At 64.2% G+C, this 13,313-nt stretch carries 12 protein-coding genes and 3 pseudogenes; 6 read left to right on the top strand and 9 right to left on the bottom strand.

The features are described from left to right. Positions 1-26: 26 nt before the first annotated feature. Together ppk2 and AC1DQ3_RS13125 are read right to left on the bottom strand one after the other, a co-directional pair. The gene (gene ppk2, locus AC1DQ3_RS13130; RefSeq protein ID WP_477120626.1) at positions 27-830 is read right to left on the bottom strand and encodes a polyphosphate kinase 2; all 804 of its coding nucleotides are present in this window, start codon (positions 828-830) and stop codon (positions 27-29) included. 46 nt (positions 831-876) lie between these two features. After that, a pseudogene (locus AC1DQ3_RS13125) lies at positions 877-1,092 on the bottom strand (hypothetical protein); the annotation flags it as partial. Positions 1,093-1,597: 505 nt separating this feature from the next. Between AC1DQ3_RS13125 and AC1DQ3_RS13120 the strand changes: the two are divergent. Beyond that, positions 1,598-2,029, top strand: a complete 432-nt coding sequence (locus AC1DQ3_RS13120) for a universal stress protein (protein ID WP_477120625.1) — start codon at positions 1,598-1,600, stop codon at positions 2,027-2,029. Positions 2,030-2,240: 211 nt separating this feature from the next. Here AC1DQ3_RS13120 and mepK read toward each other — a convergent pair whose 3' ends face one another. The 4 genes and pseudogenes from mepK to AC1DQ3_RS13100 form a co-directional block, all read right to left on the bottom strand. Beyond that, the gene (gene mepK / locus AC1DQ3_RS13115; protein WP_477120624.1) at positions 2,241-2,810 is read right to left on the bottom strand and encodes a peptidoglycan L,D-endopeptidase MepK; all 570 of its coding nucleotides are present in this window, start codon (positions 2,808-2,810) and stop codon (positions 2,241-2,243) included. A gap of 48 nt (positions 2,811-2,858) precedes the next feature. Beyond that, positions 2,859-4,439 carry a L,D-transpeptidase family protein gene (locus AC1DQ3_RS13110; RefSeq protein ID WP_477120623.1) on the bottom strand — a complete coding sequence of 527 codons (1,581 nt, stop codon included), beginning with the start codon at positions 4,437-4,439 and terminating at the stop codon, positions 2,859-2,861. Positions 4,440-4,485: 46 nt separating this feature from the next. After that, positions 4,486-4,941, bottom strand: a complete 456-nt coding sequence (locus tag AC1DQ3_RS13105; protein WP_477120622.1) for a universal stress protein — start codon at positions 4,939-4,941, stop codon at positions 4,486-4,488. Positions 4,942-5,069: 128 nt separating this feature from the next. Beyond that, positions 5,070-6,067 (bottom strand): annotated as a pseudogene (locus AC1DQ3_RS13100) (zinc-dependent alcohol dehydrogenase family protein). Between the two features lie 237 nt (positions 6,068-6,304). Here AC1DQ3_RS13100 and AC1DQ3_RS13095 point away from each other — a divergent pair. From AC1DQ3_RS13095 to AC1DQ3_RS13075, 5 genes are all read left to right on the top strand, one after another. Continuing rightward, positions 6,305-6,787 (top strand): universal stress protein, encoded by a 483-nt coding sequence (locus AC1DQ3_RS13095; protein ID WP_477120621.1) that lies wholly within the window; start codon positions 6,305-6,307, stop codon positions 6,785-6,787. Between the two features lie 88 nt (positions 6,788-6,875). Further along, positions 6,876-7,709, top strand: coding sequence for a universal stress protein (locus tag AC1DQ3_RS13090; protein WP_477120620.1), 834 nt, complete (start codon positions 6,876-6,878; stop codon positions 7,707-7,709). Between the two features lie 44 nt (positions 7,710-7,753). Beyond that, entirely contained in the window at positions 7,754-8,407 is a 654-nt protein-coding gene (locus AC1DQ3_RS13085) for a BON domain-containing protein (protein WP_477120619.1), read from the top strand. Beyond that, on the top strand, positions 8,404-9,009 hold the full coding sequence (locus AC1DQ3_RS13080) for a lipid-binding SYLF domain-containing protein (RefSeq protein WP_477120618.1): 606 nt from the start codon (positions 8,404-8,406) through the stop codon (positions 9,007-9,009). The genes AC1DQ3_RS13085 and AC1DQ3_RS13080 overlap by 4 nt, the downstream gene beginning before the upstream one ends. A gap of 10 nt (positions 9,010-9,019) precedes the next feature. After that, on the top strand, positions 9,020-9,550 hold the full coding sequence (locus tag AC1DQ3_RS13075; RefSeq protein WP_477120617.1) for a flavodoxin family protein: 531 nt from the start codon (positions 9,020-9,022) through the stop codon (positions 9,548-9,550). A 461-nt stretch (positions 9,551-10,011) separates the two neighbouring features. On the opposite strand, the pseudogene AC1DQ3_RS13070 reads toward AC1DQ3_RS13075, so the two are convergent. The 3 genes and pseudogenes from AC1DQ3_RS13070 to AC1DQ3_RS13060 form a co-directional block, all read right to left on the bottom strand. Then, positions 10,012-10,458 (bottom strand): annotated as a pseudogene (locus AC1DQ3_RS13070) (transposase); the annotation flags it as partial. Positions 10,459-11,117: 659 nt separating this feature from the next. Beyond that, entirely contained in the window at positions 11,118-11,774 is a 657-nt protein-coding gene (locus AC1DQ3_RS13065; protein WP_477120616.1) for a SagB/ThcOx family dehydrogenase, read from the bottom strand. A gap of 113 nt (positions 11,775-11,887) precedes the next feature. Beyond that, positions 11,888-13,313: bifunctional aminoglycoside phosphotransferase/ATP-binding protein (locus tag AC1DQ3_RS13060; protein WP_477120615.1), on the bottom strand; the 1,426-nt coding region annotated here is incomplete at its 5' end.

Raw genomic sequence — 13,313 nt, 5'->3', positions numbered from 1 at the left:
CACAAAGACAATGTCCGGCCAACGATTCATTTCGCAATGGCTCCGCTCAGCAGGTGCTCGTCGGAATAGGGAAACACAATCTGCCGGCTTGGACGAATCAGTTCTTCATCCTTGTTCGCATAGTGAAGACGATGCAGCAAATCCTTGATGACATTGAGGCGCGCCAGGCGTTTATCGTCTGCACACACGACGTTCCATGGCACGACATCGTTGGTGCGAGCAAACATCTCGTTTCGAGCCTTGCTGTACTTATTCCAAAGCCCGACCGCCTGCTCGTCGATGGAGCTTATCTTCCACTGCTTTAGCGGGTCGCGCCGGCGGTCCTCAAGTCGCCTCTTCTGTTCCGGCTTGGTGATGTCCAGGTAGTATTTGATGAGGCGAATGCCGGAGCGCATCAGCATGCCTTCAAATTCTGGGGCGCTAGACATGAATTCCTCATGCTCGGCATCGGTGCAAAATCCCATCACGTGCTCGACACCAGCCCGGTTATACCAACTGCGGTTAAAGAGCGTAAATTCTCCGGAGGCAGGCAGTTGCGCCGCAAAGCGTTGGAAATACCATGAGCCTCGGTCGCGGTCGGAAGGCTTCCCGAGGGCGACTACACGAGTTTCACGCGGACTGAGATGCTCAACGATGCGCTTAATCGTTCCATCCTTCCCGGAAGCATCTCGCCCCTCAAAAACTACCAGTATCCTGTCGTTGCAGCCGAGGAAGTGCTTCTGCAGCTTCACTAACTCAATCTGAAGTAGATGCAGTTCCCCTTCGTATTTCTCATGCGAAAGCGAACTGACTTCAGCCTCACTGCCGCGGCAACTTGCCTTCGTTTTCATTGTTCCGGTTCCGTAAGTCCGACGTCTCGGCAGCCTCTACAGAGCGCTACCCTGCTGTCAGTGAGGTAACTTTGTCAGAAAAAAGCAAGTCCAGCGCAGGCCGATCTACGACCTCTTGCTCGAGCAGTAGCTTCGCCAGTGCATCTAGTTTATTCCGACTTGCCAGGAGTGTTTGCTTCACTCGCCTGTTCGCATCGGCCAGTATCTGTCTGACCTCGGCATCAATCATCTGCGCCACCAAGCGCACTGTAGTCATTCTATGCCTCGCCCCGAGCGGCGAATCTGACTGCGATTGGCACGTCGTCTGGAAGACCCTATGTGCGAGCGACTAACCTGTTGTTGAGGAAGATCAAGATACCTGTCATCCGCGCGACCTAGGATTAATGCGGAAAGCCAGATTAGCGGCGGCGCCTGACCCTCGCGGGACGTTTTAATGGATTCCTGGCTTCATGTGCCTTCATCGGGGAGGCCGCCAAAGGATGAGGTACTTTGTGCGAGCCTCACTGGATGTGGCTATAACACCATCCAGTCACAGGATGCGCGCCATGATGTCGAGACGCATTTCCGTGCGTCTGCGACAGTAAGCGTGTCGGCTAGAGGCAGTTCGCCCGGGCCGCAGACCAGAACACCGATCTGATCGCGGAGTCGATGACCGTACCAGTGCAATTGTCGGACTGATTGGTCAGCAGATGGGGCGATGCGGCCGCGGGGGCGTGATGCTTTGCAGCAGGCTGAACACAATGCAGCAATCCTGAAGGAGCTGGCGCATGTACACGAAAATCTCGGTGGCGATCGACGGCAGCCACTGCAGCGATCAGGCCCTGGAAGAGGCGATCAGCATTGCCGGCGCCTGCGGCGCGGAGTTGGAGATCGTTCACGTCGTTGACAGCGGTTATGAACAGGCGGAGGTCCGGGCAGGTCTGGTCAGGAGGGGCCAGGAACTGCTGACCGCAGCACAGGCGAATGCCGAAGCAAAGAACTTGCACTGCCATGTCGTCATGGTCGACGACATCGTGGCGCTCGGTGACGTTGCCAGCCAGATCCAGCAAGCCGTGGAAGGCAGCCACGCTCAACTCGTCGTGATCGGCACCCACGGACGTCGGGGCGTGACTCGGCTGCTGATGGGGAGTGTGGCCGAAGCGCTTGTACGCCAGTGCAAGGTGCCTGTCATGCTTGTTAGGGCACCGCAGGAAGCGTGAGCTGCGGATGTGGTGCAGGCCGCCAACGAGGTGGCCATCGGCGAGCGGGCCGAGGCGCGGCTGCAGGCGAGCGAGGCGGAAGCCCAGCGCGACCTTCAGCCGGCAGTGGGGAGCAGCGGAGCAGGCAGAGCGGGGGCGCCTGCGGGCCGAATTGGAAGCCGCTCTGCGGCGGGCCGAGCGCGCGCAAGCGAACGCGACAGAGCCTTGCCGCTTACCAATCCCGCACGCGTCCCGTATCCGCATGCACGAACTGCTCTTGCGGATAGAAGCCCACACCGCCGCCGCGCAGCGACAGGGCGGCATCGCGCAGATCCGCCAGCGGCACGCCGGGCAAGCGGATATCGATGGCCTTGCCGTCCATATGCAGGCTATGGGTGGCGACGCCGCCGCCGCCCGTTTTGCGCAGGCGCGCGTTTGTAACAGGGCTGCGATAGCCAGAAATGACCTGGAAGGGCGCTTCGCAGGATAGTGTCTGCTTCAGACGGTAGAGCAGCGCGAACAGTTGCGGGTCGATTGCCCCGATTTCGCCGGAGTAGTGATCGCGCAGGAATCGATTGAGCATGGCCAGCGACTCGGGCACAAACTGTTCGCCCATAGCGTAGACGATGTCAATGCGCTCGCCGGTGTGGGTATGGTCGAAGGCGAGGCTGCGGGCGCCCGGCAACGTTGCCAGGGCCGCAAGCACGGGGTGGGCCGATAGCGGCAGCAGCACGCCGGCCAGGGCGAGTTCGCCTGTGCGGCGCAGGAACAGTCGGCGAGGGTCGCTGGGGGGCCTGATCATCGAACACTCCCTTTTTGCTTATTGGCTCAATCTTGCGCGCGTGGCGCTCTAGGAGGAAGTCCGCAGGTTCGCGGACCGTTGCCGCAGCGCGTCGTCCAGTAGCCGGTCAAGCCCGTAGATATCGGAGAAGAAAAAGGTGCGCCCGTCGGCCTTGACGATGGCCGTGCCGTACGCGAGCACCACCGGCAGCGGCTGCTGCAACCGCAGCGTGCTGGATTGCCCTTTGTCCATGGCCTCGCGAATGCGCGCTTCGGTCCAGTCGGGTGTGTCCTGCAGCACAAAGCTGGCCAGAGCCACCGGTTCCTCGACCCGGATGCAGCCATGGCTAAGGTCGCGCCGGTCCCGCGTGAACAGCTTGGGCGCGGGCGTGTGATGCAGGTAGATGTTGTCGTTGTTGGGGAAGATAAACTTGATGTCCCCAAGCGCATTCATCGGCCCCGGGCGCTGCCGGATGCGCATCTGCCCCCGCTGGACGGCATCCAGGCTGGCCGCCGACAGCGTTGTCACCGCCTTGCCGTCGGCACCAACGAACTCGAAGCCCTGCCGCTCAAAATAGCCGGGGTCGCGGCGCAGCCTGGGCAGGGTTTCCGCGTGCGCAATAGAGGGTGGCACGTTCCAATATGGGCTGAACTCGATGAAACGCATGTGCTCCTTGAAGAGTGGTGTTCGCGTGTCGAGCGCCTTGCCGACGATGACCTTCATCTCCACCTTGACCTGAACGTTGCCGTCGTGGACTTCATAGGCGCGCAGCACGAACTCCGGCACGTTGACCACGATCATGCGCGGGCCCTCCAGCAGCGGCGTCCAGCGAAGGCGCTCCAGCGTCAGTTCGATTTGCCGTACGCGGCTGGCGGGCGAGACATTCAGCTGCGCTAGCGTGCCGGCGCCGATAGCGCCATCGGTCTCCAGCCCGTGGCGGGCCTGGAATGCCTTGACCCCCTCCATCACCGCGCCCTCATAGCGTTCCGGGACGGGTGTGCCCGTAGGCAGGTCGCCCATCGCGATCAGCCGCCGCGTCAGGACCGGCATGCCAGCGTAGGCTTGGCCGTACGCCAGCTTCTTGCCGGGTAGCGGCGGCAGCGGTGCCTGCCAGGCCGGATCACCTACCAGCGCCCGGTAGCGGGCGAGCGCCTCGCGCAGGGTGCCGTACAGCGGGAACGACGGTGCCGCCTGCTGGACGGCCTTGGGCAGGTCGTGCCTGGTGACGGCTGCGTGCAGGTAGGCCGAGGGCTCGAACTGCTCATCCGTTGCGGCGGCAAAATTCTCGTGGATCTTACGCGGCTCGACGCGGCCGCCGTGCAGGTCGGACAGATAGCGCAGCATTGCCGCCGTCAGATGGCCTTCAAGCCGCGCCTCGGCTTCCGGCGCCAGTGGCGGCCCTTGCGCGGCCTGGCCAAGCGCACGTTGCAGGCCGTCGGCGTCATAGTCGCGGGGTTCCAGCCCGTCGGCCGCGGCGGCGGCCAGGATGTTCGCAGCCTGCCGTGCGTCGGCAGTGGGGCGGCTCTGCGAAAACCAGAGCGCGGCGTCCTCAGCCAGCGCTCCCGCATGCCAGCTCAAGGCCCATGCGGCCAGCAAGCCCGCCACGATCCTGGGCGTGCCAGCGCTGCGGGTCAGTGAGACGCCTCGCATCAACCCGCGCGCCGCCAGCACGGCGCCAGTCGTTTGCGTTTCACGTTCATTCCTGGATCTCGCTACGGACCATCAGCACAGGCTTGTTGCTCTTGTGCACCACGCCTTCGGCCACGCTGCCCATGATAAGGCGCCGGAAGCCGCGGCGGCCGTGCGTGCCGATCACGATGAGATCCGCACTCCAACGATCGGCTTCGTCCACGATGGTGGTGGATATCTGCCCGGGGGAAACGGGTTTCTCGAAAATCTTCGTCATATGCGAGATGCCGGCCTGCGCTAGGCGCGTGGCGGCCGCGGCCAGCGCATCGCGCCCCGCGGCGAGAATGCCTTCCATCAGTTTGTGGGGGTCGTAGCCGCCCACGGAGAAGAAGACATCGCTGTCGTCCGCCACGAACAGCACCTTGACCTCGCTGCCAGTCGCCTTGGCCACCGTGATGGCCTCACTCAGGGCAAGGTCCGAAGAGCGGCTGCCGTCCACCGCGAGCAATATTCTCTGGTACATGGTTCGTGCCTCCTGGCTGGATATAAGTGCGCGCGCATGGGCGCCACCGTCATCTGCAGCATAGGGGGCGAGCCAGATGACGTATTGACCTGCATCAAGCACCTGCCCGCACACCGGCAGCAGGCAGACTAGGTGATGCGCAGTACCGCCGCGCCGGCCAGGCGGCCAGCGCGCAGGTCGGCCAGTGCGGCATAGGCCTGCTCCAGTGGATAGACTGTCGTGGTGGTGTGCAGCGGCGTGGCCCGGGCGATTCGCATCAGTTCCAGCCCGTCATTGCGCGTGAGGTTGGCCACCGACACGATCGACCGCTCCTCCCATAGCAGGCGATAAGGGAAGGCCGGAATATCGCTCATGTGGATGCCACCGCAAACCACCTTGCCGCCCTTGGCGACGGCTTGCAGTGCCAGCGGCACCAGCGCACCCACTGGCGCGAAGATCAGCGCGGCATCGAGCGGCTGCGGCGCGGGCTGGTCGCTCGGACCGGTCCAGCAGGCCCCGGTGTCGCGGGCGAGCTGGCAGGCGGCGGTGTCGCCGGGGCGTGTGAAGGCGAAGATCTCGCGCTGTTGAGCTACGGCGATCTGCGCCACCAGGTGGGCTGCCGCGCCAAAGCCGTAGATGCCGATAGACCGGACGTCACGGGCGTCCCCCGCCATGCACAGCGTGCGGTAACCAATCAGGCCCGCGCACAGCAAGGGCGCTGCATGTTCGTCGTCGTATTGCTCCGGGATGGGGAAGCAATAGCGGCTGTCGGCCACCACGTACTCGGCGTAGCTGCCGTCGCGCGTATAGCCGGTGAGCTGCGGCGCATCGCACAGGTTTTCGCGATTGGCCGCGCAATAGTCGCAGTGCCCCCGAGCCAGGGCACGCCTACCCGGTCGCCCGGGGCAAGGCCCGTCACGCTTGCGCCACAGGACTCGACCCTGCCAACAATTTCGTGTCCGGGAATCAGCGCCGCCTTAGGGTGCGCGAGTTCGCCGTCGAGAATGTGCAGGTCGGTGCGGCAGACGCCGCAGGTGCTCACTGCGATACGCACTTCGCCGGGGCCGGGCACCGGCACGGGGAYGCGCGCCAGGCGCAGGGCCGGCCCGGCACCGTCGAAGATCATCGCACGCATCGTATCTTGCATGTTGCCATCCTCCGCGAACGCCCCCAGAGGCACCCAGCATTCATGCTAGGCGAAGCCCGCCGCCGCCGCTTGATTCGCGTCAATGGCGTGCGCCAGGCGGGCGCCCCATAAAGTTGCGGATGCCATGATCCGCATCAACACCGCGCGCGTCCGAGCATACACACTAGATGCATCCAAGGGCGGCGTGCAGGCGTGTCCGTGCCGGCCATCCGCAGATTTCCCTGATGCAGGAGGTGCATGATGTACAGCAAGATACTGGTTGCCGTGGATGGCAGCGAATCGGCCAATCGGGCACTGGAGGAGGCGCTTCGCCTGGCGACTGCGCTAGGCTCTGAGCTGACGGTGGTGCATGTGATCGATAACAGCTATCTCAGGTACGAGGTGGGCTATGTCGACCTGACAGACCTGCGCGCCAGCCTGCTCGAGGGTGGACAGATCCTGCTGGACGAGGCCAAGACCAAGGCTGCGGCCCAGAAGGTGCCATGCAACGCGCTGATGGTGGACGAACCGCTGGCGCTGGGCGACGTCGCCAACGCCATCGAGCAGGTGGCGCAACAGACGGGCGCCGACTTGCTTGTTGTGGGCACACACGGGCGCCGCGGCGTGCGGCGCCTGCTGATGGGCAGCGTGGCGGAGGGGCTGGTCAGGCAATGCCGCCAGCCGGTATTGCTGGTGCACGCGCCGTTGGCAGAAGGGAGCGCTGGCGCGAAGTCGGCGTAAGCGGGAGTCACTGGCTTGACCTGAGTCAATAGCCGTATCCAGGCGTTTCCTAGACTGGATGCAGGCTCTCAAACCGCACAGGAATGTCATGGACTACGCCAGCATCATGGTTCACATGGACACCAGCCCACGCGCGCTGGACCGGCTTGAAATCGCTGCCCGGCTCGCCGTGGCCCGCCATGCGCGGCTGATCGGACTGTTTGCGGGCTTTATGCCGGATCCCACTTGGTTCTACACGATGGAAGGCGCTGCTGCTTATATCGAAGAGGATCGCCAGCGGCGCAGCGACGCCCGCGAGGAAGTGCGCCGTCACTTCGAGGCCGCAACGCAGGAAGTCGGGGTGGAAACCGAGTGGCGCGCAGTGGAGGGCGACCCCCTGATGATGGCACTGCGCGAAGTGCGCGAGGCCGACCTTGTCGTTGCCGGGCAATACGATCCGGCCGACCCGGACAGCTTTGTCGCGACCCAGTTCCTGGAAAGCATCATCCTCGACGGGGGTAGGCCGGTCCTTGTCATTCCATTCGCCGGGCAATTCGCCGTCCCCGGCGCACGTGCCGTGGTGGCATGGAACGGCGGACGCGAGGCCGCGCGTGCCTTGCACGACGCCATGCCCCTGATCGCAGGTGGCGAGGCCAAGGTGCTTTGCGCGCAAGGCGGCGCGGGCGCGCGGCCCGATGCGAGCCCGCCGAGCCATGCCGTGGCTGCGCTGGCAAGCCATGGTGTCCAAGCAGGCATCGAACACTGCCAGGAAGGATCGGACATCGCCATCGGCGAGACTTTGCTCTCGCGCGCGGCGGATTTCGGCGCCGATCTGGTGGTGATGGGCGCCTACGGACGCGGGCGCCTACGCGAGTTGGTACTGGGCGGCGTCACACAGACTTTGCTGGACACCATGACGGTGCCGGTGCTGATGTCACATTGATTGCCGGCACGTTGCCGGCGCGCACGAACGTACAGGAGAACGCGATGAAAAGCGATGCGCAACTCAAGCAGGACGTCTGCGAGGAGTTGGAGTGGGATCCGGAAATCCGCGCCGAGGGCATCGGTGTTCAGGTCAACGATGGCGTGRTGAGCTTGAGCGGCCAGCTTGACAGCTTCGCCGCGAAGCACGCCGTGGAAGAGGCGGTGCAGCGTGTTCCCGGCGTCCGCGCGGTGGCGGTCGAGCTCGACGTGCGCATGTCACCCGAGGAGCAGCGGTCTGATGCGGATATCGCGCGCGGGATCGAAAACGCGCTGCAGTGGAGCATCGCCATACCGTCCGATGCCATCAAGGTGATGGTGGAACAGGGCGCCGTCACGCTGACGGGCGAGGTGGACCATGGTTACCAGCGTGCTGCAGCTGCCAACATGGTGCGTCGGGTGCGCGGCGTGGCCAACGTTGTCAATGGCATCAGCGTGAGGCCGACGGTCGTTCCAGCAGATCTCGCGCAGCGCATTACCAATGCGCTCTCGCGCCAGGCAATTGCCGATGCCGCGCACCTGCGCATCGCCGTCGATGGCAGCACGGTCACGTTGTCCGGCACGCTGCGCAACTGGGCCGAGATCCGCGCCGCCCGCGAGACGGCGTGGTCCGCACCGGGTGTGACTCAAGTGGTGGACCGCATGATGGTGGGGCCATGATCCCCTCATTGCAGCCTGCGGCCATGCAGCGGCGTCTGGCATGCCTGGCGCTCGCCGGGGCTGCCGTGCTGTGCTACGCCGCAGGCCTGCCGGCGGCCGCGTGGGCAGGTGCCACCAACAAGCTCGTGCTGGATGCCGACGAGCTCGATACACACTGCGAAGCCGTGCTGGCGCGCCTGTACGCACGCAATCCTGGCGCGCGGGCCTTGGTGGGCAAGTCCAGCGGCGTGCTGGTCTTTCCCGATGTGCTTGCCGGCGGCGCGGTGGCAGGCGTGGAGCAGGGTGACGGCATGATGCGTGGCGCGGGTGGGGACAAAACCTACTACCGGCTCGTCGGTGCCTCGCTCGGGGCGCAGGCGGGCATGGGATCCAAGGCTGTTGTGCTGGTGTTCCTGACGGAGCAGGCGCTTGAGCGCTTTCGAGCCAGTCGGGGCTGGACCGTGGGTGTGGACGGATCGGTATCGATCCTGAGCCTGGGCATCGGTGCCAGCCTAGATAGCAATACCGTTCGAGGCGACATTGTGGGCTTCGTGCTGACCAACAGCGGCATCATGATCAACCTGTCGCTGGTCGGCACGCGGATAACGCGGATCGAGAGCTGAGGAGCCATCGATGGAAAAGATCCTGATTGTTTATTACTCGCGCACCGGCACGGCGCGCCAGGCCGCGGAAGAACTGGCGGCGCATACCGGCTGGCCGATCGCGGAAGTCGGCGACCAGGTGAGCCGCGCCGGCTTGCTGGGCGATGCCCGCTGCGTACTGGATGTCCTGTTGCAGCGGCATGTAGGCTACCGCTACGCCGGCCCGGTCGTGTCCGAGTGCCAGCGGCTTGTCATCGTCGCGCCCATTTGGGTCGGCCACCTGGCCGCGCCCATGCGCAGCTTCCTGCGGGACCATCTACCATTGATTTGCAAGACGTCGGTGATCTGCGTGATGGCCCGGCAAGGCGGGTTCAACGCGGCAGAGGAAGTCGCCCGCCTGGCCTCGGAGGCACCATCACCGGTCGTTGCGCTGCGCCAGAGCGATGTGGCCAGCGGGGCAGCGCTGCAGGCGCTGCGTGCTTTTGCGGAGCAGGTAGAGGCGGCGAATGCAAGTACCGGCACAGCGCAGCGGCCTGCATGGCTATCGCCTAAAGAAGCCTAGACATTGCCTGTTGGCACATCACATCTAGCCGGCGTGGCCGTGCAGCGCCGCCGCTAAATGCTAGCAAGACCCATTGCGGGCGAGTTTGCCGACCTGTCCCGGCACACCCGGCTTCTCAAACAGGTGCGTGGCGCCAGGAATCACCTCCAGCCGCTTCTCGCACTGCATCCATGCGGTGGCGCGTGACTGCCGACAAATTTAAGGATTGAGAATGTCCGAGGCTGCCTTCATTGGATAGCTAGTACAGCATCCCGTAAATAGGCTTGGCTACAGGAGCGTGACGATCACCTGGGCCATCTCGTCGAGTGTACCGGCGCCCGGCAGAGGTTCCCAACGCCCACTTTGGCTGCGAAAGGCGGCGCCATAACGATTGCGGCCGAGTTCGGTCAGCCGAGCGGCTCCTCTTCGTCCAGACGTTTGATCAGCAGGTGACGCCCGTAGGCTTGCGAGCCCCGGAATCTTCACTTTAACGGGCGTGCAGCCTGATTGTGCGCGCCAATAAACCGCTCGGTGCGCTCGCGCAGGTGCGCGGTGCTGGTGTGGCTCGCATGGCGTAGCATCCGTCGCGTGTAACGGGCAAACCGGAATTCGATCTGTTTGACCCAATTCGTGTGCAACGGTGTGAAGTGGAAGTGAAACCGCTCATCGTGCCGCGCGTTGAACGCCTGCCAGACGGCCTGGGCGCGGTGCGTGTTCAGGTTGTCCCAGACGACGTGCACCTGTTTGCCTGGGTAAGCGGTTGCCACGTGCTCCGTGAAGGCCACCAGATGGGTGCACCGCTCGCGGCAGTCTGCCAGCACCTGTCCGGTATGCACATCCCGCGCGGCGATCAACGCCTGGATGCCGTGACGAACATATTCAAACTCACGCCGATGCAGCCGCCCCGACTTCACTGGCGTTGCGTGGCGGCCTCGGCTCATCCCGCCATGATATCCGAGGCGATTAATTATTCAATCTATTTACGGGATGTTGTACTAATTCGGCTTCCAGGAGCGACAGGAGACCAAGTACCTCTGGTTGACGCTGGGCGGCTTGTCAGGGTTTTGCCCGCGTTCCTTCCGTGTATGGGTCGAACTTGCCCGATCGTGCCGCGGTTCCCTTTGCGCCGGAGCGGGCAGGTTCCTCAGCGTCGGGCTTCTGCGGGGTATGTGCCAAGTCCGCGCGACTCGATCGCTTCGTGTCCCCTGGAGCCGGATTGAACTTRCCAGGCCGGGCCGCATCGAGGCTTGCCTTGCTTTTCCCGTCCGCATGCGCACCGCCATACAAATCGCCGCCGTCCGTGTAGTTTTTCTGTGCCAGGGCGCCGTGCGCAGCCAAGGCGAGCACGGTAGCTAGTACCGTGCCAAATGTAGTGTCCCAACCTGTACACCGTCTTGTGAACCCGCTCATGATCTTTGCTCCGTATGGTTGGCGAAATGGTCACTAGGCAATATGCCGCGCCAAGGGTCGCCCGTTTTCAGACTATGCTTTCTCCGAGGATGCCATTTGTCTGAAATCAAACGCGTGGTGATTAGCTGCGACGTTGCAAGCCGGCGGGCCGGCACCGCTGTGCCGCCAGGCTACCGCGCTACTGCGTCACGACGTCGACGGGAAAACCCACGGTCTGCGCGAGCATAGGCACCTCGTCCTCGTTGAGCGACATGGCTTCGGCAAGCGCCCGGTGGTTCAGCCATCCGCGCGCCACTGTGCCCAGCCCCGCCGAGGCGCAATACAGGTAGACATTCTGCGCAATCGCGCCCGCGCTGACCGCAGCGAATACCTCACGCTGCTGGGGAACGAGCCCTGTCATCCGGCTATAGTTCGCGACAAGGATCAAGTCTAGCGGCGCGAGGCCGACAAAATCCTGATAGCCAGTCAGGTTGCGCGTGTCGAGCGCGCGCTTCAGTACCAGACGGTGTTGGGCAGTGTCATAGCGAAACAGGCCTTGAGGCAGCGCTACATAAATGTCGATCTCGTTCAAGCCATGAGGCGAGGGCGCGGTGCGCCCGCCGCTCTCCCGGTTGACTCCGTCGGCGGCCCACAGCAGGTCGCCGAGTTGCCGGGTGCTTAACGCTTCCTCTGTGAACGAACGGGTGCTCTTGCGTTGCCAAAGCGCGCCCATCAAGGGCAGGCCCCCGGACATATCGGGTGCGGGCAGCTCAATGTGCTTGTCAGCCTCGCCGTTTGCGGGGTGTGGCAGCAAGCCGGTGATCGGCTGGTACTGCAGCCTCTTTACTTCGCTCATGTTTTACCTCGTCCTGGAGCTCGGGATTTGCGGACCGGCCAGCGACGCGCACAGCCGGAGTCATTTGAGCTTAGTTCCGCATCGATGGCACGGCTTGATCTGCGTCAGCCCGTTCATCCGGCGTCGCCAATTCGCACTACATGGCGCCATTCATCGCTGCCCAACGGCTCCTGCACGCGCCGCTGCCACTCCAGCACCTGAAGGTCAGCGTCGGACGGGTCCCCGCCTTGGCGCGTGCGCGCGGCGATGCGTTCGCGCAAAGTAGCCAGGTCGGCATTGCAGTCGACGATGGAGAACGGCACGCCCCGGCGCGCGGCCAGCGACGCAAACCGCAGCCGCTGCTCGCGTGCAAGGAAGGTCGCGTCGGCGATCATGGGGAAGCCGGCGGCACTGCCAAGCCGGCAGATTGCCAGTAGCCGCCCGTAGACACGGGCGGTGTGTTCATCCGTGTAAAGATCGCCTTGTGCAGCGACGTGGCTACGTGGAAGACGTTTGCGCTCAACGTCCGTGCGCACGCGCACCATGGCTGCGCCTAGCGCGAGCTGCTGGGCAACGGTGCTCTTGCCGCTGCCCGAGAGGCCATGCATGAGGGTGATCGCGCCCGGAGGCCGCGTCAGCGTGACGCTGGCCAACGCAAGCAAATCGACGCAGCGCATCTGTATCGTCGCCATTTCCGCGGCGGTGCTCGTGCCCGCCACGCTGCGCTGGTGCTCCCGCTCAAGCAGCACACGGGCGCGCGCCACGGCGCGCAGAGCCGTGTAGAACGGCAATAAAGCCAGGCCGGCATAGTCGCCGCTGCACTCCAGGTAGGTATTGATCAGGCGATAGGCAAGATCTTGCCTGCCGGCGTGCAGCAGGTCCATGAAGAGAAAGGCGGTATCGCTGATCGTGTCGATCCAGCGCAGCCCGGCATCGAATTCAAGGCAGTCGAAAGGCGTGGGCACGCCGTCGATCAGGGCGATATTGCCAAGATGCAAATCGCCATGGCACTCCCTGACATGGCCGCTCGCCAGCCGTTTTTCAAAGCCGGGGCGCAGCGAAGCGGCCCGCTCGCGCAGCAATGCCGCCAGGTGTGTCGTTGCATCGGTGGCCGATGCGAGCGCGGCAACCCTCGCGATCGCCTGTTCCGCCACCGCCGCGATCCGCTCCGGCGTGCCGTGCCCGCTGTCGGCACTGGCTACGGGCGCGGCCAGGTGGATCGCGGCAAGCTGGTGGGCCAGCGTCTCGATATGCGATGCGGTCAGCCGATCCGATTCGGCCATGGCGCAGAACAGGTCTCGCTGGCGGAAGCGGCGCATCATCACCGCATACTCCAGCGCTTCGCCAGTGCCTCCTACCCGGACATCCCGCTGGCCAGGACCCGCCACGATCGGTACCAGGCCGAGGTAGAGCGCGGCCGCCATCCTGCGATTCAGCTCCAGTTCGGCTTCGCAATCCGCTTTGCGGGCAGCCAGCGTGGAGAAGTCGACGAAGTCGAGGCACACCGGCTTGCGTACCTTGTAGGCGAAGGCGCCGGCAAGGAACACTTGGGAACACTTG

The organism is Cupriavidus sp. 01T418, from assembly GCF_056398885.1.
Note: the sequence above shows the minus strand (reverse complement) of the source record. Positions and strands in the feature narration are given on the sequence as shown.

What these genes read in the sequence shown, in the direction of transcription:
- ppk2 (WP_477120626.1), bottom strand. Translation starts at nt 830, where the DNA reads ATGAAAACGAAGGCAAGTTGCCGCGGCAGTGAGGCTGAAGTCAGTTCG.
- AC1DQ3_RS13120 (WP_477120625.1), top strand. Translation starts at nt 1,598, where the DNA reads ATGTACACGAAAATCTCGGTGGCGATCGACGGCAGCCACTGCAGCGAT.
- mepK (WP_477120624.1), bottom strand. Translation starts at nt 2,810, where the DNA reads ATGATCAGGCCCCCCAGCGACCCTCGCCGACTGTTCCTGCGCCGCACA.
- AC1DQ3_RS13110 (WP_477120623.1), bottom strand. Translation starts at nt 4,439, where the DNA reads ATGCGAGGCGTCTCACTGACCCGCAGCGCTGGCACGCCCAGGATCGTG.
- AC1DQ3_RS13105 (WP_477120622.1), bottom strand. Translation starts at nt 4,941, where the DNA reads ATGTACCAGAGAATATTGCTCGCGGTGGACGGCAGCCGCTCTTCGGAC.
- AC1DQ3_RS13095 (WP_477120621.1), top strand. Translation starts at nt 6,305, where the DNA reads ATGATGTACAGCAAGATACTGGTTGCCGTGGATGGCAGCGAATCGGCC.
- AC1DQ3_RS13090 (WP_477120620.1), top strand. Translation starts at nt 6,876, where the DNA reads ATGGACTACGCCAGCATCATGGTTCACATGGACACCAGCCCACGCGCG.
- AC1DQ3_RS13080 (WP_477120618.1), top strand. Translation starts at nt 8,404, where the DNA reads ATGATCCCCTCATTGCAGCCTGCGGCCATGCAGCGGCGTCTGGCATGC.
- AC1DQ3_RS13075 (WP_477120617.1), top strand. Translation starts at nt 9,020, where the DNA reads ATGGAAAAGATCCTGATTGTTTATTACTCGCGCACCGGCACGGCGCGC.
- AC1DQ3_RS13065 (WP_477120616.1), bottom strand. Translation starts at nt 11,774, where the DNA reads ATGAGCGAAGTAAAGAGGCTGCAGTACCAGCCGATCACCGGCTTGCTG.